Source organism: Yersinia sp. LJYL362, from assembly GCF_048323875.1.
This window is the reverse complement of sequence record NZ_JBLWEX010000261.1, coordinates 1-23,446: the sequence shown is the minus strand read 5'-3', so window position 1 is coordinate 23,446 and position 23,446 is coordinate 1. Positions and strand designations below refer to the sequence as shown.

Here is a 23,446-nt window from a genome sequence, read left to right as displayed (position 1 = left end):
TTCCTTTGAACTTGGTTTCGATTTCTGAAAAATCATGTTTACCGATAACCAGGTTTCCGCCGACATAGAGCAATATTTCACCAATTCCGCGTTCAACACAGTTCTCACGCATACCGATGCAATCTACTTCGCCATGTCCATAAATAGAGGAAACGACAATGGCCTGAGCGCCGGTTTCAATGGCTGCATCAATATATTCATCTTGGCTTACCATGACACCGAGATTAATTACGCTGAAATTGTGCATGGTAAATACCCGGTCGAGCACTTTATTACCAACAGCATGGCAATCAGCACCAATGACGCCAATAACAATTGTTGGATTTTGCATGTTTTGCCCTCTATGTAGATTACATTCCATATATTTTCTTGGTGGAAAGTTAAAAATTAACAAGGTTTCCACATGAAACTATTATATTTTTCATGACTTACTTCATTCACGTGCTCTATATAAAACCAGATAGTGGCTAGCTGGGATTTCATTGGTTCGTAATGTGCTTCTCCGATAAGTCAAATACAATTGATTTATTGTCAGAACATCTTGAAAAAACAGGTTGTAAAAAAATGATTTTAATTTATTTCGAATTAAATCATCACCTTATTTTTTGTTTTATGTTGATTTTTAATAACCATCTATAAATGCAATGTGAATTGACAGTCATATTTAAATCAAAAGCGTGATCCAGGTATGATTATTATTTATGTCAGTATTGTGATGCTGGTCATATATTTAACCATCATGATTAATAACTGTTGTTAGTAATGTTACTAATAGAGGCATATTTATTAACTCACTCCGCCAGCCACTATTTTGACTAAATGTATCTTTGGATAATATTGTATTAATGATTTGTGATGCAAAGTGTGAATAAGACGATCTCGATCATGCTGATGAGGATTAAATAACAATCCAATAACGCTACCACTATGGGCCACATTCAAACCATAAATGCCACTGTGTTCAACAATGTCTAGTAATTGGCGAAATTGCGGTTTAGGCAGTGCGGATTCACTGGCGATAGCACTCAATGTGGTTGCCTCTCCAAGCCTATGACAGCAACGCCTCTCATTCGCCAGGCGAAATTGCTGCATCGCCTTTGCCAAATTGGGTGCTTGTTTCAACAAAAGGGAATGGCGATTTCGTTGGTGGAATTCTGCTGTCACCAGCGTCTGTGAACTTTCAAGCAACACAATATCGATATCAGGTAACCAAGAAAATGGCAGTTGAGTTTGTGCCGTCTGATGATCAAACAGGGTAAGGGCTTTAAATATGGTGCTGTCAGTTGGCTCGAGCGCGACACAGAGTCGGGCCAATGCCATGTCACTCAGTGATTGCCCAAGTAACCGAGCAGTGGCAATAGCTGTTGCTGCAATATCAGCGGTACTACTGGCTAAACCTTTTGCAACGGGAATTGTTGATTCAAATTCGATACAGATGCTCTCTGCCAGCAATGGGGGTTCACCAAAGTGCACCAGGACTTGCCTAAGCATTTGACGCATCCGTGGCCGCTCATTTCGCCCCGGTTTTCCTGGTGTAACCGAGACTCTGCTATACCAATTTATTGGACAAGAGATTAGTTTTTCTCCACCGAGGATCCATCCTTGGAGCAATTCACCGCAAGAGGCGGGGCAGCACGCTTCAGCCATGCGAGGGAGCCTCACCGCCAAAATATTTTTGCTGGTAGCACATTATATTGCCGGTGACAGTGACTTATGATTGATATCGGTTTGCTGGGCAGTAAAAGCCAAAACATCACTCAGATTCACGACGTTGCCAATCACCAACAATGCGGGGGCGTGCAACTTTTGACGTGCGATTTCGTCTTTCAGTGTACTAAGTGTCCCTTTGGCCATTTTCTGCTGTTGATGGCTGGCGTACATCACGGCGGCGGCGGGGGTATCTGGTGATTTCCCTCCCTGGATTAACAACTGACAAATTTCTTCTTGTCGGGTCATGCCCATCAGTACGATCAGTGTGCCGTCTAATTGTGCCAACGCGTTCCAATTTTGTGGTTCATTTCCCTGACACATATGCCCGGTGACCACATGAAAGCTGGAAGCATAATGGCGATGGGTCACAGGAATACCGGCATAGGCCAATCCACCAATAGAAGAACTGATACCGGGAACAACTTCAAAGGGGATTTGATAGCGCGAAAGACTTTCAACTTCCTCACCACCACGGCCAAACACGTAAGGGTCACCCCCTTTGAGGCGCACCACATTCTTGCCCGCTAAAGCATGACCAATGAGGATTTGATTGATCTGTTCCTGAGGAACTGGATGGTGGTTTGAGGTTTTTCCGACATTAATAATCTGGCAATTAGCTGGAGCTTGAGAAATTAACTCCAAATTGACTAAGCGGTCATGAACAAGCACTTGAGCTTCACGAATGGCAAGCAATCCTTTTACCGTGATTAATGATGCATCCCCTGGACCCGCACCAACTAACAATACTTTCCCTATTCTCATTAGAATAACCTTTATAGCAGATGCGGTTTATACCCGTCATACTTCAAGCTGCATATGCGTTGGCTGCACTCACTCACCCGAATCACTTACTCGTGTAAGCTCATCGGGATTTTCTCGCTTGCCGCCTTCCTGCAACTCGAATTATTTAGCATATATGATTTCTTAACGTTAATTATTAAAAATATATTATATAAGCAACGAACAACTTAAAAATACCGCGCCATTATCCATGAATAGATACATCCGATATTTGACCTTGCTCCCATTATTTAATCACTTTATGGAATGAACTCTTCAAAATATATGATGTTCAATTTTTCTTTTGAATTTAAAATTGCATTGTTATCAGTTGTGTTTTTATTAATTAATTTTGTTTTTAACTGTAACATTACATTTATTATTTATAATTATGAAGACTATCACAAAAACGACTGAGTGCTATGTCCATATAAATAAAACTGTGTATGTTAAAAAACCAATAAAATACGATATATATTTATAATATAACTGCCTCGGCAACACCGGCCGTTTAGCGAATTATTTTATGAAATAATGGGTGAGTTACAATGCGTTACAAAATTCCAAAAACTGACTTATTAGTCACATTTGAAGCCGTAGCTCAATATGAAAGCTACACAAGAGCTGCGGAGAAGCTAGCGCTAACGCAAAGTGCCGTTTTCCGCCAGATCACCGCCCTGGAAGAATTCCTTAACGTGTCATTATTCCACCATGTTCGTAAACGGATTTTTCTCAATGATGCAGGGCGTTATTACCTCGATTTAGTCAGGGATACACTAGAACAACTGGAAAAAGATACGCAAAGCATTATGTCTTACCAGTCGACACAACAAGTGCTGGAATTAGCTGTAACTCCCACGTTTAGTACCCATTGGCTTATTCCTAATCTCAGTAGTTTTCATGAAGATCATCCGGAAATTGTACTCAATTTAACTGCACTTACCACAGGTGCTGACTTTTTGAATCTGAAATATGATGCCGCAATTATGCGCGAAGATTTCAGTAGTCCTTGGGCGCAAAATGAGCATCTGTTTGAAGAAGAGTTGGTCCCTGTTTGCAGCCGTATGTTGTGGCGTGATGATAAAAAAGTGATGCGCGCGGAGCAATTGATGGAAGAATTTACATTACTTCATCAAACAACACGTTTGGATGCCTGGTATGACTGGTTTGCATTGTCGGGTGTTAATAGTCCGAAAGTCAGGATGGGGCCACGTTTGGATCTGCTATCAATGTTGATTTCTGCTGTTCGCTCCAACCTTGGGGTGGCGTTATTACCTCGTTTTGCGATTCATAAAGATTTAGAAAATGGGGATATGGTCATTCCTTGTGATTTACCGATGAGCACCGGAAACCATTTTGTTTTGACTTATAAGGACGGAAAAAGAGGGCTACGGAGTTTGCAAAAATTTAGCCGCTGGATCCACGATAAATCGAAAGAAGAAGAGTTGAAAAGAACGTGGGTTGACTAATTTTTATAAATTACTTATTCATAAATTGATTAAATATAAAATTCTCGTTAAGAGAATAGCGTGTTTTTTTGAAATTAAAAAAGTCATTAGAGTCTTATTAACTAATAAGCATTATATGTTGCAGAGAGAACAATTGCTTTTTATTTCATTCCATCAATAATGGTTCAGTAACACATATGGTATGTTAATCGGTTATTACTTAATAATTTTATGTAATTAATGGCCAGTTCTGCTCTCTATTTATCATTTAGCTAATTGAGTGAATATAATGTATAAAAATGACTTTTTTTATCAAGAGCTATTCCCTCTTTCTGAGGACCAAACAGAGTATTATTTATTAACAGATAAGTATGTTTCTACTATTAAAGTTGAAGATAAAGACATATTAAAAATTGAGCCAGAAGCACTGACATTGCTGTCTCAACAAGCTTTTCATGATGCTTCTTTTTTTCTTCGTCCTGCTCATCAACAGCAAGTTGCTGCTATTTTGCATGATCCTCAAGCGAGCGAAAACGATAAATATGTCGCGCTTCAGCTATTACGTAATGCTGAGATCTCAGCTAGAGGTGTCTTGCCTAATTGTCAGGATACGGGCACATCGACTATTGTGGCCAAAAAAGGCCAACGAGTTTGGACTGATAGTGATGATACACAAGCATTATCTCGTGGCATCTATAACACCTTCCGTCACGATAACCTGCGCCATTCGCAAAATGCGGCGTTAGATATGTATACCGAAGTGAATACCGGAACCAATCTTCCCGGCCAAATCGATATTTTTGCTACCCCTGGCGCGCAGTATACCTTTCTGTTTGTGAATAAAGGGGGCGGTTCTGCAAACAAAGCGGCTTTATACCAGGAAACAAAAGCTGTTCTGGAACCCAAAAAGCTCAAGGCCTTTTTAATCGAGAAAATGAGAGGGCTGGGAACCGCGGCATGTCCTCCTTATCACATTGCTTTTGTCATTGGCGGAACCTCTGCGGAATTAACACTGAAGACAGCCAAGCTGGCCTCAACCAAATATTATGACAATTTGCCAACCGAAGGTAACGAATATGGTCAGGCGTTTCGTGATACGGCACTCGAACAGGCATTACTACAGGCATCTCGTGAATTTGGCTTAGGTGCTCAGTTTGGTGGCAAATATTTTGCTCACGATGTGCGGGTTATTCGCTTACCGCGTCACGGAGGTTCCTGCCCAATAGGTATGGCTATTTCATGTTCTTCTGACCGTAATATTAAAGCCAAAATTAACCAGGAAGGTATCTGGCTCGAAAAATTAGAGCGCCATCCTGAACAATATATTCCTGAACATTTGCGAGTGAATAACGAAGGGACGGTGGTAAATATCGATCTTAACCAGCCGATGGATAAAATTCGTGAACAACTTTCCCGTTATCCGGTATCTACCCGTGTATCACTTAATGGCCCGCTGATCGTGGCGCGCGATATCGTTCACGCCAAGCTGAAAGAGCGCTTAGAGCAGGGAGAAGAGTTACCGCAGTACATGAAAGATCACCCAGTCTATTATGCTGGGCCGGCGAAAAAGCCTGACGAGTTTGTTTCAGGTTCGATGGGGCCAACCACGGGTGGGCGTATGGATCCTTATGTGGATCTCTTCCAATCCCATGGTGGCAGCCTGGTTATGTTGGCAAAAGGCAACCGTAGCCGGCAAGTTACTGAAGCTTGTCAGAAACACCGTGGATTTTATCTGGGTAGTATCGGCGGTTCTGCGGCTATTTTGGCGCAGGAGTACATCAAAAGTCTGGAATGTATCGAGTATCCCGAGCTGGGAATGGAAGCAGTGTGGAAAATGGAAGTTAGAAACTTTCCGGCCTTTATTTTGCTGGATGACAAAGGCAACTCTTTCTTTGACCAGATTCAGATGAAGGCATGTGCTGGTTGCCAGCAATAGTTCCTATTTGAGGGTTTCATTGTGCATGAAGAACGGTATCAACAACGGCAGCAACGTCTTAAAGACCACGTTGAGACACGTGTTGCTGATGCGACCAAGACGGGCGGCGTCATTATTGTATTTACCGGCAATGGCAAAGGGAAAACTACGGCTGCTTTTGGGACAGCCACCCGCGCGGTGGGGCATGGTATGCGGGTCGGTGCGCTTCAGTTTATCAAGGGGGCATGGGAAAATGGTGAACGCAATCTGCTGGAACGCAATGGTGTCGAGTTTCATATTATGGCGACGGGTTTTACCTGGGATACACAAGATAAAGCGGCTGATACCCTTGCGGCAAAAGTGGTATGGGAACAGGGCTGCCGGATGTTATCTGACCCCTCTTATGAGCTGGTGATTTTGGATGAGTTGACTTACATGATTACCTACGGCTATTTGACGCTGGATGAGGTGATTATCGCGCTAAAAAGCCGGCCGAAGAATCAAAGCGTTGTTATCACTGGGCGTGCTTGTCACCGTAATATTATTGATCTTGCGGATACGGTTAGTGAGTTGCGGCCAATTAAACATGCATTTGATAGTGGGATTAAGGCGCAAAAAGGTATCGATTGGTAAGTTAATTGATTAGCTTTTTGATTTTAAAAGATTATTTATTGACGTATAAACACCAGTTATGTGCTTCCATCGGTATGCGTGTGCTAACGATAAGCAGGGATATTAAAGTGGGAAGGTCAGGGTTGGGTCTATTCGCAGCGAGATAGATTTGCAAATACCAAGACGGTAAGTACAGATATGTCTCAGTGCGTATGCTTTTCCCTGATCCTCCAGACAAATTCGGTCAACTCAATGGAGCTATTATATTATTGCAGTGTCAGTATCCTTTGAATGGTTAACATAACGGCGCTCTCTGTATTTCTGCCTGTGATGAAATTTGCAGCAAATTTAGTTTCTTCAAAAGCATTACGCATGGCGAAACTGAAGGTCGCTCTTTCCATTAATTCAATATCATTCAGCCCATCACCAAACACCATAGTCTCGTCTTTATTAACATTTAATAAATTCTGTAGGATTTCGACTGTATGCCCTTTATGCACGCCGATATCGGCAATATCAATCCAGGCATCTTCAGAAACAACGATATAGGCTTTATCAAAGAATTCGTGAAGATGAGGTTTAAAATCAGAGCAGCGACCCTTTTCGTCATAAATAGAGATTTTGACAAAATCATGATTCACATGATAAAAATCATCGACTCTTGTCACTTTTGCATATGACTTTTTAATTTTACTTTCCATTTCTTTAGAAACAGAACTTTTAATAAACGCGCCCTCTGCTGTACAAGCAATGATGACGGGTTCTTTATTAATGGCTTCTAGTTTTGTAATGATATTCAGCCCAAGTTGATTTTTAATCAGAGACTGATAAACATATTCACCTTTATATTTTATTCTGGTGGCACTATCACCCAGAATCCAGAACTGTTCAGCATCACCCTTGAATAGTTCCTCTACACGCTCACATTGCTTACCGGTACATATCGCAAAATGAACACCTTTCTGTACCATGATTTTTTTGACGTCCTGAAACATTTCTCGATTGTAATCCCCTTTTTCATCAAGAAAAGTGCCATCCAGATCGGTAATTATTAGTTTTATCATTGTAGGATACCCATATTTTCAAAGTACTAATAAAGATTACAAAACATTATATTATTGTCACGCGGAAATATGTTTCTTTTTTGGAATATGTACCATAGGTAAAACAATATGTTTTTTAGTGAAGCTATTTTAAGCAATAGATTATCAGGCGGTGAAATGTTAATTATTTGTTGATAAATAGGTTGGTGGGATTATGGTGATAAAAAACGAAAAAAACAGTAGTGGCAATTTTTATAGCTTGTTAATAATAACATTCATAGAGTAATTTTATTTTATTAGTATGTCACAATCGCTTTCTATTATTACTAATTTAACTTAAATAAGATTTAAATCCTGCTTAATAACTTTTATAAAAAAGAAGGGTTATTATTGTAAAATGTAATGATATAATTTTTACCACTGCATATGTGGTTACTTTGCTTTGACACCTCTGTGTATATAGAAAATATAATATTAGGTTTCATTCCTATTTAATAAAATAAATTATTTAAATTAATTAACTTCTCTTTATTAAAAGTTTTATCTAAAGGACTATACAGTGACATATTCTAAATCTCTCTGTCTTATATTGGTGTCGGCATTGTTATCGGGTTGTGCTGGCAAGCAGGTCTTTGATACTGAAGTCGAAAAGAAAGCTATTCGTGGTGATAATGGCGCTGAAATACCGATATCTGCATATAACGCATTGGAAGTTGGTGGCAGCCATGCGACTGATACCTCGTTGCGCCTTGTTACCCGTGGCGATACTGCTGCCGCTGTAGGAGTCTCTGTCGTGGCTTTTGTGGCTCAAGCATTTGCGGGTAGTGCTTCAGGTGGTACTTTCAGTAAAGAGGATTTAAGGGGAACGAAAATAGTGGTCTTGAGTAATCCAAGCATTGGTTACTTCATGCCAAATATCGAAACCGAAATAAAGAAAGGACTGGCGGATAAACCTAAGCATCTTTATATGGAGAAAATAGAAGTACGTCCAAAAGTATGGTTACTGATGTATGAGAATCTATCCGGTTCAGAAACTGATTATGAATTACGATATGTTACTTATTTTAGTAAAAATAAAGAGACCTGGCAAAAAAGTGGAATGTATTTAACGTGTGAACCTACACCGGTTAAAGCACCATTGGAACAGTGGCAAGCAAATAATTACGAAAAAGTGACAAAGGTTACTCAACAATATATGGCTGAATGTATGAAAGACTTTGCTGTGAAAGTCGATAGTATTGTTAGCTAGTCCTTATTCATTTTTATATATCAAGATCCATAATATTTTAATTGCTATTTTAACAGGGGGTTTATTACCCCCTGATGTTTTTGCAAGTTCACTACTACCTGACTTTATTCCTGAGTTTCTTGGTAGGGATCTGTGTTCCGGCCAGGTGTGGCATAGCTTGGCGCATAATATCAAGAAATGCTCGTAATCTGGCAGGGTAATAGCTGGCGTGCGGGTAAACTAAATAGATTGGTAAAGGTAATCCAAGCCAGTCCGGTGTCAGATGAACTAACCGCCCTTGCTTGATATCATCATTGACTACCCATGTTGACGCGATCCCGGCACCTAATCCTGTCAGTGCGGCGTTTCGTAATGCATACAGGCTGTCGGTACTTAATTGCGGTTGTATGGAAAAACGATGTATTTCGCCATTTGTTTTATGGCTCAGAACAACTTCATTACGGTAAAACGTATTCAATGCCAACCAGTGAAAATCCTGCAATTGCTCGGGATGTGTGGGCAGCGGCTTATTATCCAACAATTCAGGTGCGGCAACCACGATACGTGGCACTTCGGCCAGCAGGATAGCGACAACCGAGGGATCCGTTACTGAGCCAACTTGAATAGCACAATCAATACCTTCGGCAATAAAGTCGGGGCGGCGATCATTTAGCATCCATTCAACGGACATTTTCGGGTATTGGTGCAGGAAGTCTTTAAGTGGCTTGATTAATTGGTCTTGCCCGAACGCATGTGGCACCAGAACGCGCAGTAGCCCTCTAGGTTCATCAGTCGCACCACGTAAGTCATCCTCCATCGTATTCCAGCTCTCAACTAGCTGTTTGGCATGGGAATAGCAACGTTCGCCATCATCAGTCAACTTCATGATATGCGTGGTTCGCTGCAATAATTTCAGGCCAAGCAACCGCTCTAATGTCTGCAAACGGCGGCTGATAGTCGGCTGGCTAGTACCCAGGCGTGCTGCGGCCGCCGACAAACTGCCAGCCTCGACGATACGAATAAATGTTTGCATCAGCTCTATACGGTCGATGCCAGCTAAATTAGGTTCTGTCATACGTTAAGCGTATAACAGTTTTACTCTCCAGGCGACTACCAAGATAGGTCTGCACACGTAAAAATGCAGCCTCAATATCATTACAGGTAGCCATCATGTCAGTCATTCAAACCGTATCAACTCACACTGAAAGTGCTGAGAAAACCCTTTCTGGCAGTAAAGTTCTGATGTTGGCAACTGGTGCAGGTCTTAGCGTCGCATCAATTTATTATAGCCAGCCGCTGTTGGGTGTGATGGGTTCTGATTTACACGCCAGCGTAGGAGTGGTTGGCTTAGTACCGACGTTGACACAGATTGGTTATGCGTTGGGGATATTGTTGCTTGCCCCATTGGGCGATCGTCATGACCGCCGAATTATTATCTTACTAAAGGGCATTCTGCTGACGGCTGCTTTGTTATTCAGTGGTTTTGTTCCTGGTATAAACGCATTGCTGGTAACCAGTTTTGTTATCGGGATTGCCGCAACAATGGCGCAGGATATTGTCCCAGCGTCTGCAACATTAGTCTCGGCAGCACAGAGGGGGAAAACGGTCGGTACTGTTATGACAGGCTTACTCTTGGGCATTTTACTGTCACGGGTGTTGAGTGGCTTTGTTGCAGAGTACTTTGGTTGGCGGTCGCTTTATATGGGGGCTGCACTATCAGTTATTATAATAACGCTGGTGATATGGCGCAGTTTACCGCGCGTACCGGCAACCTCAGCACTGAGTTATCCGGCGTTACTCGCCTCAATGAGCCATTTATGGCTACAGTTTAAAGATTTACGTCGGGCGGCGTTATCACAAGCGCTACTGTCTGTAGGGTTTAGTGCTTTCTGGTCAACACTGGCGGTAATGTTGCAGGATACTTATCACCTTGGCAGTGCTGTAGCGGGTGCGTTTGGTCTTGCCGGTGCCGCAGGTGCATTAGCTGCGCCATTAGCTGGTTCATTGGCAGATCGCCGGGGGCCGCAAGTGGTTACGTTGATTGGTGCAAGCCTGGCGACACTGTCCTTTGCTGCTTTGTTCCTTTTGCCACTGTTGCCATTTCATCTCCAGATAGGACTTATTGTGCTCAGCGCTATTGGGTTTGATTTTGGTGTGCAGGCCACGCTGGTAGCCCATCAAACCATTATTTATAGTTTGGAACCGGCGGCTCGCAGTCGGCTTAATGCACTGTTATTTACCTGTGTATTTATCGGGATGGCTGTTGGTTCCGCCTTGGGTAGCTTGATGCTGGAAAAAATGGGCTGGGCTGGCGTAGTCGCCTTAATCACTCTGGCAGGGGCCGCTAGCCTGGCTGTGCGATGGAGCGGCCGTAGTGCCAAATAGTGGGGCGCTGACAGTGAAGCGTAAAACAGATATAAATCTTATTCGGGTATTTTGGGGTAGAGAAAGTCAGTTACCCTACGGCATATCAATAACAAGCGGCTAAGTTTTATGAACTTAGCCGTTCTCCGCATCGGTTTGAATGTTAGTTTTGTAAGTACGCAATGCTTTGGCGAATTTCCCTTTCAATGTCGGCTTCTGACCAGATAATCAATTGTGATGAAAACGGCTCAAAAGAATATATTCCCTGATAGCCCAGTCGCTCAAGATTTGCCACTTGTTGTTTACTGTTCAGTTTGTCCTGCTCACTCAACATAATACGATCTTCATCAGTGAGTGTGGACTTCAGCCGCGTCTCTTCGACACCAGAAAGATGCACCAATCCAATGGAATTGACGTCGATATGGGCATCGAACTCAGCTTGTGCAATATCACTTAGATAGTAGTGGAAGGTATCCAGCACCATTTTGTAGGGAGCGGCTGATTTGCGGATGATAGCTTGCGTTAGCAAGTGAGAACGTAATGAACTGACTCCAAAGCCTAACGGTTCCACGAGTCCGGTTACGTGGTACTTTTTAAATAACGGAGCCAATAGCACCAAGGCATCCAGCGTATCTTGTTCTTTTTGTTCGGCTGATCGTCGGTCACTGGCGCTACAGTTTGGGCATAAAATAATCCCTTGGCAGCGAATCTCTTTTGCTTGTTGTAGCATGCTTTCTGCTTCTTTCAGCAATGCTGGGCGGTGTTCTGGCAGATTAAAGTGTTGCAGTGCATTGATAGTCACAATTTCTATGTCGTATTCCTCAGCCAGTGCATTTAGCTGTGCCGAACTTAACTCATCCGTTACTTTGCCGCTCGGCATGTCATTACGTAATTCAACTTTATTTAACCCGCATTTTTTAACCAAACGGAAAAAGCTTTCAATATTTAAGTTGGGGGCAATTTTGCGATTAATACAGAAACGATCTTGTGCGATAGACATGGTGTCAGCTCCTGCTGTGATAGATATACGTGAGAAATTTCTCCTGAATAGCGCTCAAAATAAGAACATTTATTTCATTTTAATGAAATAACGGAACGTAAGTTTTTCGATTCAGCTCAAATATCGGACTGGTCAAATTCATCAAGTTCTCATTAGCCTGGTCTTTTTTTACATTAACAGCTTATTTGTAGCGGAGTAGTAGTACGTTTCAGGCTGATGATAGCATTGCGTGGGCTATCTGGATTTTTTGGTTTTTACCTCTTCTCCTTGCAGGAACTTGCGATACATCGCACAAAACAAAATTTCCAAACAAAGTTATTTGAAACTTTTTTTCCAATAGCATAGAGTCTGCATATCGGCTGGTTTTTCGCCTGTCTGGCGGCTGGTCGCCTTGTTGGCTATTTTGGTCCCACAACAAGATAGCCGTTATTGATTGAGCGTATGGTTCGTTATGAGTGGTCTGATTTAAGTCACTTTGAGCGAACCCTGCGATAGCAGCTATTGAGAAGAGGGTGAGACATGAAAATCGTGAGTAACTTTATCGGTGGGAAGAATTCCCTGAGTTCCAGCAATCAAACAGCCGATATTCATAATCCAGCCACCGGTAAGGTTGAAAGCCAGGTCACGCAAAGTACAGCTGAAGAAGTTCATCATGCTATTGGTGTAGCTCATCAGGCCTTTGCCGATTGGTCGCGAACCACCCCTCTGCGCCGCGCTCGCATTATGTTCAACTTTAAAACCCTGATTGAACAACACCGCAATGAATTGGCGGAGTTGATTGTTCGTGAACATGGCAAGGTCTATTCGGATGCTTTGGGCGAAATCACTCGTGGTCTGGAAGTCGTCGAGTTCGCCTGTGGTATCCCGCATTTATTGAAAGGTGAATATTCCGCTGATGTCGGTACCGGAGTTGATAGCTTTTCAATGATGCAGCCTTTGGGCGTTGTAGCTGGGATAACCCCTTTTAACTTCCCTGCGATGGTACCCATGTGGATGTTCCCCATTGCGTTAACGTGCGGCAATACCTTTATTCTGAAACCGCCAGCATTGGACCCTTCAGCGTCAGTTCGTTTAGCTGAATTGCTGACGGAAGCGGGTTTGCCTGATGGCGTATTCAATGTTATTCACTGTTCAAATGAAAGTGCTGCCCAACTCTGTACAGACTCACGAATTCAAGCCGTAAGCTTTGTCGGTTCTTCTACTGTTGCTGAACATATTTACACCACTGCCAGTGCGCACGGTAAACGTGTACAAGCCTTTGGTGCGGCGAAAAATCAGGCGATCATCATGCCTGATGCTGATTTGGATGCGACCGTAAATGCATTAATGGGTGGTGCGTTTGGATCAGCAGGTGAGCGCTGTATGGCACTGCCGATTGCGGTAGTCGTCGGCGACAGTACCGCTGATAAATTAATTGAAAAGTTAAAACCACTCATAGCTCGCCTACGTGTCGGCCCAGGTATACAGCAAGGCGGGGAAGAGAATGAAATGGGACCGCTAATTTCAGCGGCTCATCAGAAAAAGGTACTTGGCTATATTGATCAAGGTGTTAAAGAAGGTGCGACATTAGTCACAGATGGCCGTCATTATAAAGTTGCTGGTTATGAGCAAGGGTACTATGTAGGCGGCACTCTGTTTGATCATGTCACCCCGAAAATGAAGATTTACCAGGAAGAAATCTTTGGCCCAGTGTTAGGGATTGTCAGAGTGCCTGATTATCAAACGGCAATTAGTACGGTGAATAGTCATGAGTTTGGTAATGGGAGTGCGATTTTTACCAGTAGCGGCCACTATGCACGGCAGTTTGTGCATGAGGTTCAGGCTGGGATGGTTGGCGTCAATGTACCTGTTCCAGTACCAATGGCGTTTCACAGTTTTGGTGGTTGGAAACGTTCCGTGTTCGGTGCATTAAATGTGCATGGCACTGATGGGGTGCGTTTCTACACCCGCATGAAAACAACCACAGCCCGTTGGCCAACAGGTCAGCAAACTGTTTCAGAATACAGTATGCCAACGCTGGGTTAATGCTACCTGAGGGTGTTCGTTAGAATAATTTCATGTTGTTAACAGGAGAGTCATCATGTCGTCACTGCTTGCCAAGTGTCAGCCGCCAGATGCGAATGGGCGTATTCAGCATATTTCACCGGAGAACGCCGGCTGGCGTTTTGTTGGGTTTGATGTCTATCGACTTACGGCTGGAAAGGCATTGGTGCTGGAGAGTGCTGAAAATGAACTCTGTCTGGTCTTAGTTGCTGGAATTGCCTCGGTATCAACACAGCACGCTGAATATCCGCATATTGGCAAACGCATGAGCCCGTTCGAACGAACACCGCCTTATTCTGTTTATGTTCCACACCATGATCGTGTGAAAGTCGTGGCAGAGACCGATTTGGAATTGGCGGTCTGCCGTGCGCCCAGTAATGGCCATTTACCCTCTCGTCTGATTACGCCAGCAGATGTAGGAGTAGAGCGGCGAGGTAAGGGGCGTAACCAGCGGTTAGTACATAACATCTTGCCAGACGATAAACCCGCAGACAGTTTGCTGGTGGTTGAGGTTTATACCGATGAGGGGAATACCAGTTCATACCCAAGTCATAAACATGATCAGGAAAATTCGGCAGATGAAACTTATCTGGAAGAAACTTACTATCACCGGCTAAATCCAGAGCAAGGTTTTTGCATGCAGCGGGTATATACCGACGACCGTTCACTGGATGAATGTATGCCGGTTTATAACCGGGATGTCGTAAAAGTGCCAAAAGGTTACCACCCAGTGGCGACATTGGCAGGCTATGACAACTATTATTTGAATGTGATGGCGGGGCCAGTACGTTTATGGAAATTTACCTGGGAAAAAGATCATGCATGGATCAACAGTGATAACTATCCGGTCGAAAAAAGCTAAGCCGCGCTTTAAAGTATGAATTGAATGGGTAGGTAGATCCTACCCATTTTATTGCTCGCCACAAGCTACACCTGACTTGGAAGCGCCTGAGGAGTTATGCTTTGGCGTTATTCAGTGCTAATGAAACGGCTAAGGTTTGCGCCAGACACATAGAGGCAACCTGTGAACGGAACCCGTCAACTTGTGCTTCCCGCACCACAAAACAGACATCGCTGAAAGCCGCTAATGGGCTAACCTGGCTATCAGTAATCGCAATTTGCTGCGCGCCACTTTTTGCACCCAACTCCACCAGTTCCAAGGCTTCTTGTGCATAGGGTGAGTAACTGATAGCAATCACTACGTCTTTGGGTTTTACCATGCTCAGTTGTTCAGCAAACATTCCACCAAGCCCATCAATCAGAAAAGCCCGGCGCTCTAAATGGCGTAATGCATAGGTTAGATAAGAAGCCACGCTAAAAGAACGACGCAAACCAATTACATAGATATTTTCAGCATTGTTTAACAATTCGACGGCTCTATCTAATTGTTCGGCGCTGGTTTGTACCGCCAGTTGCTGTAGAGCTTGCGCATTGACCATCGTAAATACATTCAGTATTTCAGCCGGTTTTTCTGGTGCGGTATTGCCATCAGTTGAGGTTTGACGGAATAACCGCGCGCGTTCGGTATAGTTAACGGTTTCTTCCATCAGATGTTGACGGAATACCTGTTTCATTTCGTTAAAACCACTGAAACCAAAGGCATTTGCAAACCGGATTAAGGTTGATGGTGGCACACTGGCTTGGGCCGCAATGGAAGCAACTGTATCAAATGCAATGCTGTTACTGTTATCCAGGATATAACGGGCAACTTGTTTTAAGCGTTTGCTTAATGTCTCATAACGATGACGAATTTGGTCTTGTAGCAATGATAGTTGAGTTGGGTTATTCATCCATTCGGCCCACGGCAGAGGAAAATTCAGGGGTTATCTGTCAGCTATTCTAACAGATGGTTGGAAAATTTCATTTATTGATATTCGCATTTGCTTTTATTTCATTGCGAATTAAAACCGTTCACTAAACCATGATAAAGGAAACGGCTATAAGCAAAAGATATTACTTTATTAAGTTTGACAGAAATCAGGATTTTTTCAGGCTAATAAGGAATAAACCATGCAGATAGCAGCACAATAGCGCCGACGTTTTCCACGCCAGCGCCACTAGAGCTGTTTTAAATTCAGATGATTGGACGATAATCTCGCCAATAGCCTATCAGCGTTTGATAATTTTGTTTCACTTGTGCGATTAACTCGGCATCATTTATCTCACCTTGCAGCCAATGACGTGATGCCTGGCCGAAGATGGTGCGACCGACAGCAAAACCTTTAACCCAAGGTGCTTTTGCCGCTGCGGCAAAGCCTGCCTTTAATATAGCTTCCGGAGAATCTAACCCAAGAATCAATACACCTCGGCAATAGGGATCTTGAGTTTCAATCAATTTACCTACTTTTTGCCAGTTTTCAGCGCTTAGTGGTGGCAGTTTCCACCAATCTGGTTGAATACCTAGTGCATAGAAATGTGCCATAGTTTCAATGTAATAACGCTCATCTTTGTCTTTATTGTCTTCGGGTAAAATCACTTCCAACAGTAATTCATGCCCTGACTTACAGCATCCACGGTAAACATCCTGAATCAGCTCATCCTGCTGCTGGCGTAGCTCCACACTGTCTTTGGGATGATAGAACACCAGGCACTTCACGACATGTTCCAGCGGCCAATCAATGAGTTGGGAGCCGATATTGCCATGTTCAAGGCGTAATGGCCTTGAGCTGGGTAGCTCAACGGGGCGACCTATCCACCACCCTTGACCGGTAATGGTGTTGAGCGCTTCCTGGCCGTAAGTGGTATCTGCCAGAATGCCACTCTTATGTTCCAGACCTGACTCTTGAGCCGCTTGCTGCGCTGCTTGTAGTAATAATGTTTTGAGTTTGGGGATGCGCTCTTCACTCACACCCGCTTCACGCGCCATATCAGCCAATTGTTTGCGGTGATCGAAAGCAAACACGCAAAGCTCCGGCCACTGCTGTTTACGGGTGGTTACCCGATGCAAATGATTAAGGCGAGCGTCATGATCAGGGCGCGGAACAGAATGCTCGCGACTGAGGTAATCGTCTAATTCAATTTTAGTTGGCATGGCAGGTGCACAACCATGACGTGAAACAACCAATGCGCCGCAGGCATTGGCATAACGACAAGCTTGCTCCCAACTTTCATCATTAAGATAGCCGCGCAATAAACCAGACATAAAGGCATCACCAGCCCCCAATACATTGAGAACTTCAACGCGAACACCAGAATGGAGTTTGACCTGTTCCCAACTGGAAGGGATTGCCCCTTCGAATACTGAACAACCTTGTGCCCCACGCTTGCAGACCAGTGTCGCCTGAGTTGCTTTACGCACATTTTGCAGCGCTACCAGGGTATCTGTACTGCCCCCCGCGATATGGAATTCTTCTTCAGTACCGACAATTAAATTGAAATGGTGCAGGACTTCTTGCAGTTGCTGAGTGACTTTTTCTGACTCAATGAAACGTGTTTCACCGTCGCCTAGTGAGGTCAGGCCCCATAATACTGGACGGTAATCAATGTCCAGAGCAGCTCGTAGCCCATGCTTATGCGCGTATTCCAGCGCCTTCAATACAGCGGCGCGTGTATTTGGGTGCGAAAGATGTGTGCCAGTGATAGCCAGTGCTCGTGATGATGCAATATAAGACTCATCAATATCATCTGGCGTCAGGGCCATATCAGCGCAGTTTTCACGGTAAAAAATCAGAGGGAAGGTTTCTTGATCTTTAATACCGAGAATAACTAATGCGGTTAGGCGCTGCTTGTCAGTAATAAGAAAACGGGTATCAGCTCCAACACGTTGTAATTCCTCGCGCAGGAAGCGGCCCATATGTTCATCACCAACACGTGCCAACATACCTGACTTTAAGCCTTGAATTGCTGTGCCGTAGGCGACATTACCTGATGATCCGCCCAAATATTTGGCAAATGTACTGGTATCTTCCAGTCGGGAACCAATCTGTTGCCCATAAAAATCGATGGCAATTCGCCCGATACATATGACATCTAGCACTTTGTGTTGTGTACCCATCCCCATTTCCTTCTTTTAAAACCTCGACAATGATCGATGAAATAAACCCGTAGTAACGTTTCTGAAATCAGTATGAGGAATAAAAATTTCAACTTCAAGGTTAAATGAAATTTATTCCCCGATTATGTGACCTAGCTAAAAGCCTTATATTACGCACGAAAATAGGGCTTATACCCAAGTATCGTGCCAGTTATTGATGGTTTAATTAGTAGGAAATGGAAAGCAGTTATGAATGATATAAATTAATAATATCAATAAATTAATTGTATTTTTGGTTGGTTTAAAATAATGCTATTTCTCGTGAGTTAATGCGGGTGTGCCGGTTTCGGTGTTTACCTGATTATTTGATCTTCATCGCAGAATGAAATGTTTCTTCTGTAATGTGATTTTATGAAAAAAATATTTGTTTATAATCCCTGCTATGTTTCACCTCACTGTTGTATCGCGCAAACAGAGCAAAGGATGAATAAATGAATAAAATTCGGCTAACCATGGCACAGGCATTAGTCCGGTTTTTGGACAATCAATACCTGCAAGTTGATGGTCAGGAAATCAAATTTATCAAAGGGATTTTTGCTATTTTTGGTCATGGTAATGTACTAGGCGTCGGGCAGGCACTGGAACAGGATTGCGGCGAGCTAGTGGTTCATCAAGGACGAAATGAGCAAGGAATGGCTCATGCAGCGACCGGTTTCGCCAAACAAAAACTGCGTCAGCAAATCTATGCTTGTACCTCATCTGTTGGGCCGGGCAGTGCCAATATGGTGACCGCTGCCGCAACTGCAACAGCTAACCGTATCCCCTTGTTGTTGCTTCCTGGTGACGTATTTGCCTCACGCCAACCCGATCCTGTGCTCCAGCAGATTGAACAATCTCATGACCTGAGTATCAGTACCAATGATGCATTCAAGCCCGTCAGTAAATACTGGGATCGCATTACGCGGCCAGAACAACTGATGAGTGCGTGTATTAATGCCATGCGGGTACTGACTGACCCGGCAGAGACTGGTGCCGTAACGCTGTGTTTGCCGCAAGATGTACAGGCTGAAGCTTATGATTATCCAGATTATTTCTTCCAAAAACGCATTCATCGCCTTGACCGGCGACCTGCCAGCGCCGCCATGTTGGCTGATGCTATTGCTTTACTGACTTCAAAACGAAAACCGATTTTGGTCTGTGGTGGTGGTGTAAAATACTCACAAGCCGGTCAGGCATTACAACGATTTGCTGAATGTTTCGGTGTGCCGTGGGTTGAAACACAAGCAGGTAAAGGCACTATCAGCTCAGAACATGAATTGAATCTTGGCGGTATTGGTGAAACAGGTTGTCTGGCGGCGAACACCTTGGCGAAACAGGCTGATTTAGTCATTGGTGTCGGCACCCGCTATACCGATTTTACGACATCATCGAAATGGTTATTCCAGAATCCGGATGTTTCATTCCTCAATATTAATGTTAGTGCTTTTGATGCTGGCAAGCTGGATGGTTTGCAGTTGCTGGCGGATGCGCGTGAAGCATTGTCTGCATTGCATCAGCAACTTGGCAGTACTGGTTATCAGGCTGATTGGGGCGGGGAGATTGCCCGGATGCGTGCTGAGCAATTAGCTGAGACAACGCGGGTCTATCAGGTGCAATACCAGACCGAGGATTTTACCCCTGAAATTAATGACCATTTGGATCGTGAGCACGTCTTTGGCGAGTTTATTGATAAAACCGGTTCTTTCTTGACACAAAGCCAGGTGCTGGGGGTGCTGAATAATCAATTACCTCAAGATGCTGTCATTGTTGCGGCTGCTGGCAGCTTACCCGGTGATTTACAGCGGGTATGGCGCACAAAAGGTAATAATGGCTATCACGTCGAATATGGTTACTCGTGCATGGGCTATGAAGTCAGTGCTGCATTGGGTGTGAAGCTGGCCGAACCTAACCGCGAAGTTTACTCATTGGTGGGAGATGGTGCTTTCATGATGCTGCATTCTGAGCTGGTAACCTCCATTCAAGAACGCTGCAAAATCAATGTGATATTGTTCGATAACATGACAAATGGCTGTATCAATAATCTCCAGATGGAACATGGTATGGACAGCTATGCCACTGAATTCCGTTTCCGTAATCAAGAAACTGGCCAATTAGACGGTGATTTTGTTCCGGTAGATTTCGCCATGTTGGCTGCTGCTTATGGCTGTAAGACATATCGAGTTGCTACGGAACAGCAACTACTTGATGCATTGGCCGATGCCCGTTTGCAGACAGTTTCAACCTTAATTGACATAAAAGTTCTGCCAAAAACTATGGTTCATGGCTACCTGAGTTGGTGGCGGGTCGGGGTTGCTCAAGTTTCTGACAGTGAAAAAACAGGCGCAGTGGTACGGGAACTGGAAAAGAATATCGCCAAAGCCCGTGATTATTAATGCTAATTAAATGATCTGGATGTGAAGTCATAAAATGAGCAGGGATCACCTGCAAACCAAACTTCATGAGGGAAATAATATGTCATTAAATATTGGTGTGATCGGGACTGGTGCTATTGGCCAGGATCATATTCGCCGTTGTAGCAAGGTGTTGCAGGGTAGCCGTATTGTCGCTGTGACCGATATTAATCGCGAAAGTGCCATTAAAGTTATTCGTGACTTGGGTATCGAAGCGAATGTTTATGCAGATGGGTATGAAGTCATTAATGCCAAAGAAGTGGAGGCGGTGCTGGTCACTTCTTGGGGGCCAAGTCATGAAGAGTTCGTATTGGCGGCTGTTGCTGCGGGCAAATACGTATTCTGCGAAAAGCCTTTGGCTGTGACTGCTGAAGGGTGTAAGCGCATTGTAGAGGCTGAAGCGGCACAAGGTAAGCGCTTGGTTCAAGTCGGGTTTATGCGACCTTACGATCAAGGTTATCGTGCACTAAAAGATGTGATTACCAGTGGAAAAATTGGCGAGCCATTAATGCTGCATTGTGCCCATCGTAACCCGAGAGTGGGTGATAACTACACTACAAGTATGGCTATCACTGACACTTTAATTCATGAAATTGATGTGCTGCGCTGGTTGTTAGATGATGATTATGTCTCGGTTCAGGTTGTTTTCCCGCGTAAAGCTAAACATGCTAAAACCCACCTAAGAGACCCGCAAGTCGTACTATTTGAAACGGCAAAAGGGACACGTATTGATGTTGAAATCTTTGTGAACTGTCAATATGGCTATGATATTCAATGCGAAGTGGTGGGTGATAATGGTATTGCAAAATTACCGGAACCTTCTTCAGTATTGCTGCGTAGTGAAGCACGGTTATCGAATGAAATTCTCACCGACTGGAAAGATCGGTTTATCGATGCCTACGATGTGGAGTTGCAAGCCTTTATCAACGATGTGTTAGCTGAAAAGCTCACCGGGCCTTCTGCCTGGGACGGCTTCGCGGCTGCGGTTACTGCTGACGCCTGTATTGCCGCGCAGGAAAGTGGCCAGATTGTCCCGATAAGCTTGCCGCCACGACCCACTTTTTATAACAAATAACATCAATATCAGCTGCCTGTGTATCAACCGACAAGCTGATGCATAGCGCTATTTTTTACATCATAGGATGGGCAATTAATCACCTTTTAATTGTATTCATCTGTACAAATTAGATGTATCGCAGAGGTTTATTATGAATAAAGATCGTGTGAAGTTGGCAATCGCTCCTATTGGTTGGACGAACGACGATATGCCAGATTTGGGCAAAGAAAATACCTTCCAACAATGTATCAGTGAAATGGCTCTGGCCGGGTTTATCGGCAGTGAAGTTGGCAGTAAATATCCACGAGATCCTAATGTATTGAAACCTATGCTTGAACTACGCGGTATGCAGATCTGTAATGCCTGGTTCAGCACTTTCTTTGCCGATGGCCAACGCGCTAAAACCATTGATGAATTTACTAATCACATGAATTTCCTCCATGCGATGGGGGCCAAAGTTATAGGCTGTTCAGAACAAAGTAAAAGTATTCAGGGAACCACAAAAGCTATCTTTGAAGAGAAACCTTACTTTACTGATACTGAATGGCAACGTGTTGCTGAGGGTTATAACGAACTGGCTAAAATAGCGGCGACAAAAGGGATGCAGGTGTGCTTACACCATCATATGGGGACGGGCATTCAAACCGCGGAAGAAATTGATCGTTATATGAGTATGGTTAACGACGATGTTTATCTGCTATTTGATACTGGGCATGCCTATTATTCCGAAGGTAGTCAGGAAGCGATGTTAGCTATTTTAGAAAAATACTTACCGCGTATTAATCATGTCCATCTAAAAGATGTTCGTGATGAGGTGGTCGCGGAAGTTAAAGCGAAAAAACTCAGTTTCCTTGATGGCGTGAAAAAAGGCACATTCACAGTTCCCGGTGATGGCGTTATTGATTTCCGCCCAGTGTTTAAATTGTTGGATGAAAAAGGCTATCAAGGATGGATGGTGGTCGAGGCAGAACAAGACCCGGCGATTGCTAACCCATTTGAATATGCCGTGAAAGCACGTCGTTATATCAAAGAAACAGCGGGTATTTAGTTATTTTCACCGCCAGCCTGTATCCAGCCACCGTAGGGGATAAGCGATATCACTTATCCCCTGATGGTTAGACTGGTATTTTTATCCGCCCCATATGGTGAGCATCAATAAATTGGCCGTCACGGAAGGCATAGCGTGGGCTGGTTCCTTCAATTTCAAAGCCAAATTTACGATAGAGGGCGATTGCTGCCAGGTTATCGACAAAAACAGTTAGTTCAATACGTTGTATATTCAGCCAGTTATCACATAAGTCAATCATGGCTGCCATCAATGCACTGCCGACACCTTTCCTGCAAGAGTTAACATCAACAGCAATACCAAAGGTTGCCACATGACGGCGGCGTGCACGCTGATTTGCTTCAACAGTTAGTTGACCAACAATCTCTTCATCAATACACGCCACTAAATTATGCATCCCAGCAGGTATTTCTTTGATCTTTTTAGCCCACATCTCAAGCGAGGGTAGAGGGAGTTGTAACGTGTCGCGATAAACCTGTGGATGAGCAAATAGTTGTTGCAAGGCGGGATAATCGCTGAATTCCACATGGCGTATCTGCATATTTTCCATAAATATACCCTTACTCTTACTGTTTGAATTACCTAATAAAATATCGTTTTATTCATCGGAGTCAATAATATTGCTAGTGGCTAAAAAAAACACTTTACAAGTGAGAGTGATAATGATTATCATTGTCGTGCTTTCAGATGAGACCATCAAAGTTTAGGTGTTCACATTACGAAGGCACGACATTGCTCACATTGCTTCCAGTGTTTA

The 23,446-nt window shown here is 43.7% G+C and carries 19 protein-coding genes; 10 read left to right on the top strand and 9 right to left on the bottom strand.

Annotated elements, in window-relative coordinates; all coding sequences use genetic code 11:
* The 3 genes from glmS to cobA all read right to left on the bottom strand — a co-directional run.
* Window positions 1-331 (bottom strand): methylaspartate mutase subunit S (gene glmS / locus ACNSO8_RS15820; RefSeq protein ID WP_418395180.1); only part of this gene is annotated, 331 nt, incomplete at its 3' end.
* Between the two features lie 455 nt (window positions 332-786).
* A complete protein-coding gene (locus tag ACNSO8_RS15815) occupies window positions 787-1,647 on the bottom strand; it encodes a GHMP kinase (RefSeq protein ID WP_032901220.1) in 861 nt (286 codons plus the stop codon).
* A gap of 42 nt (window positions 1,648-1,689) precedes the next feature.
* Window positions 1,690-2,472 carry a uroporphyrinogen-III C-methyltransferase gene (cobA, locus tag ACNSO8_RS15810; protein WP_418395179.1) on the bottom strand — a complete coding sequence of 261 codons (783 nt, stop codon included), beginning with the start codon at window positions 2,470-2,472 and terminating at the stop codon, window positions 1,690-1,692.
* A 566-nt stretch (window positions 2,473-3,038) separates the two neighbouring features.
* Between cobA and ACNSO8_RS15805 the strand changes: the two genes are divergently transcribed.
* The 3 genes from ACNSO8_RS15805 to cobO all read left to right on the top strand — a co-directional run bounded on the left by ACNSO8_RS15805 (window position 3,039) and on the right by cobO (window position 6,486).
* Entirely contained in the window at window positions 3,039-3,959 is a 921-nt protein-coding gene (locus ACNSO8_RS15805; RefSeq protein ID WP_005157417.1) for a LysR substrate-binding domain-containing protein, read from the top strand.
* Between the two features lie 268 nt (window positions 3,960-4,227).
* Window positions 4,228-5,874, top strand: a complete 1,647-nt coding sequence (locus ACNSO8_RS15800; protein WP_050158734.1) for a fumarate hydratase — start codon at window positions 4,228-4,230, stop codon at window positions 5,872-5,874.
* A gap of 21 nt (window positions 5,875-5,895) precedes the next feature.
* The gene (gene cobO / locus ACNSO8_RS15795; RefSeq protein ID WP_057621315.1) at window positions 5,896-6,486 is read left to right on the top strand and encodes a cob(I)yrinic acid a,c-diamide adenosyltransferase; all 591 of its coding nucleotides are present in this window, start codon (window positions 5,896-5,898) and stop codon (window positions 6,484-6,486) included.
* Between the two features lie 245 nt (window positions 6,487-6,731).
* On the opposite strand, the gene ACNSO8_RS15790 is transcribed toward cobO, so the two are convergent.
* Window positions 6,732-7,529, bottom strand: a complete 798-nt coding sequence (locus tag ACNSO8_RS15790; protein ID WP_019084120.1) for an HAD-IIB family hydrolase — start codon at window positions 7,527-7,529, stop codon at window positions 6,732-6,734.
* Window positions 7,530-8,067: 538 nt separating this feature from the next.
* Between ACNSO8_RS15790 and ACNSO8_RS15785 the strand changes: the two genes are divergently transcribed.
* Entirely contained in the window at window positions 8,068-8,757 is a 690-nt protein-coding gene (locus ACNSO8_RS15785) for a hypothetical protein (protein WP_019081583.1), read from the top strand.
* Window positions 8,758-8,851: 94 nt separating this feature from the next.
* Here ACNSO8_RS15785 and ACNSO8_RS15780 read toward each other — a convergent pair whose 3' ends face one another.
* The gene (locus tag ACNSO8_RS15780) at window positions 8,852-9,811 is read right to left on the bottom strand and encodes a LysR family transcriptional regulator (protein WP_019084119.1); all 960 of its coding nucleotides are present in this window, start codon (window positions 9,809-9,811) and stop codon (window positions 8,852-8,854) included.
* A 95-nt stretch (window positions 9,812-9,906) separates the two neighbouring features.
* On the opposite strand from ACNSO8_RS15780, the gene ACNSO8_RS15775 reads away from it, so the two are divergent.
* A complete protein-coding gene (locus ACNSO8_RS15775; protein ID WP_046051862.1) occupies window positions 9,907-11,121 on the top strand; it encodes an MFS transporter in 1,215 nt (404 codons plus the stop codon).
* 142 nt (window positions 11,122-11,263) lie between these two features.
* Here ACNSO8_RS15775 and ACNSO8_RS15770 read toward each other — a convergent pair whose 3' ends face one another.
* A complete protein-coding gene (locus ACNSO8_RS15770; RefSeq protein WP_019084117.1) occupies window positions 11,264-12,100 on the bottom strand; it encodes a TIM barrel protein in 837 nt (278 codons plus the stop codon).
* A 519-nt stretch (window positions 12,101-12,619) separates the two neighbouring features.
* On the opposite strand from ACNSO8_RS15770, the gene ACNSO8_RS15765 reads away from it, so the two are divergent.
* Window positions 12,620-14,125: a CoA-acylating methylmalonate-semialdehyde dehydrogenase gene (locus ACNSO8_RS15765; protein ID WP_050158730.1), complete on the top strand. Its 1,506-nt coding sequence runs from the start codon at window positions 12,620-12,622 to the stop codon at window positions 14,123-14,125.
* A gap of 55 nt (window positions 14,126-14,180) precedes the next feature.
* Complete coding sequence (gene iolB / locus ACNSO8_RS15760) at window positions 14,181-15,005, top strand: 5-deoxy-glucuronate isomerase (protein ID WP_019081578.1); 825 nt, start codon at window positions 14,181-14,183, stop codon at window positions 15,003-15,005.
* 94 nt (window positions 15,006-15,099) lie between these two features.
* On the opposite strand, the gene ACNSO8_RS15755 is transcribed toward iolB, so the two are convergent.
* Window positions 15,100-15,933, bottom strand: coding sequence for a MurR/RpiR family transcriptional regulator (locus ACNSO8_RS15755; protein WP_005157438.1), 834 nt, complete (start codon window positions 15,931-15,933; stop codon window positions 15,100-15,102).
* 284 nt (window positions 15,934-16,217) lie between these two features.
* Entirely contained in the window at window positions 16,218-18,137 is a 1,920-nt protein-coding gene (locus tag ACNSO8_RS15750; protein WP_418395178.1) for a bifunctional 5-dehydro-2-deoxygluconokinase/5-dehydro-2-deoxyphosphogluconate aldolase, read from the bottom strand.
* A gap of 470 nt (window positions 18,138-18,607) precedes the next feature.
* Here ACNSO8_RS15750 and iolD point away from each other — a divergent pair, with 470 nt between their 5' ends.
* The 3 genes from iolD to iolE all read left to right on the top strand — a co-directional run bounded on the left by iolD (window position 18,608) and on the right by iolE (window position 22,671).
* Window positions 18,608-20,548: a 3D-(3,5/4)-trihydroxycyclohexane-1,2-dione acylhydrolase (decyclizing) gene (gene iolD, locus ACNSO8_RS15745; protein WP_050160253.1), complete on the top strand. Its 1,941-nt coding sequence runs from the start codon at window positions 18,608-18,610 to the stop codon at window positions 20,546-20,548.
* 79 nt (window positions 20,549-20,627) lie between these two features.
* Complete coding sequence (locus ACNSO8_RS15740; RefSeq protein WP_019081575.1) at window positions 20,628-21,641, top strand: Gfo/Idh/MocA family protein; 1,014 nt, start codon at window positions 20,628-20,630, stop codon at window positions 21,639-21,641.
* A gap of 133 nt (window positions 21,642-21,774) precedes the next feature.
* Window positions 21,775-22,671, top strand: a complete 897-nt coding sequence (gene iolE / locus ACNSO8_RS15735) for a myo-inosose-2 dehydratase (protein WP_019084109.1) — start codon at window positions 21,775-21,777, stop codon at window positions 22,669-22,671.
* Window positions 22,672-22,738: 67 nt separating this feature from the next.
* On the opposite strand, the gene ACNSO8_RS15730 is transcribed toward iolE, so the two are convergent.
* Window positions 22,739-23,239 (bottom strand): GNAT family N-acetyltransferase, encoded by a 501-nt coding sequence (locus ACNSO8_RS15730; RefSeq protein WP_172654007.1) that lies wholly within the window; start codon window positions 23,237-23,239, stop codon window positions 22,739-22,741.
* Between the last annotated feature and the right edge of the window lie 207 nt (window positions 23,240-23,446).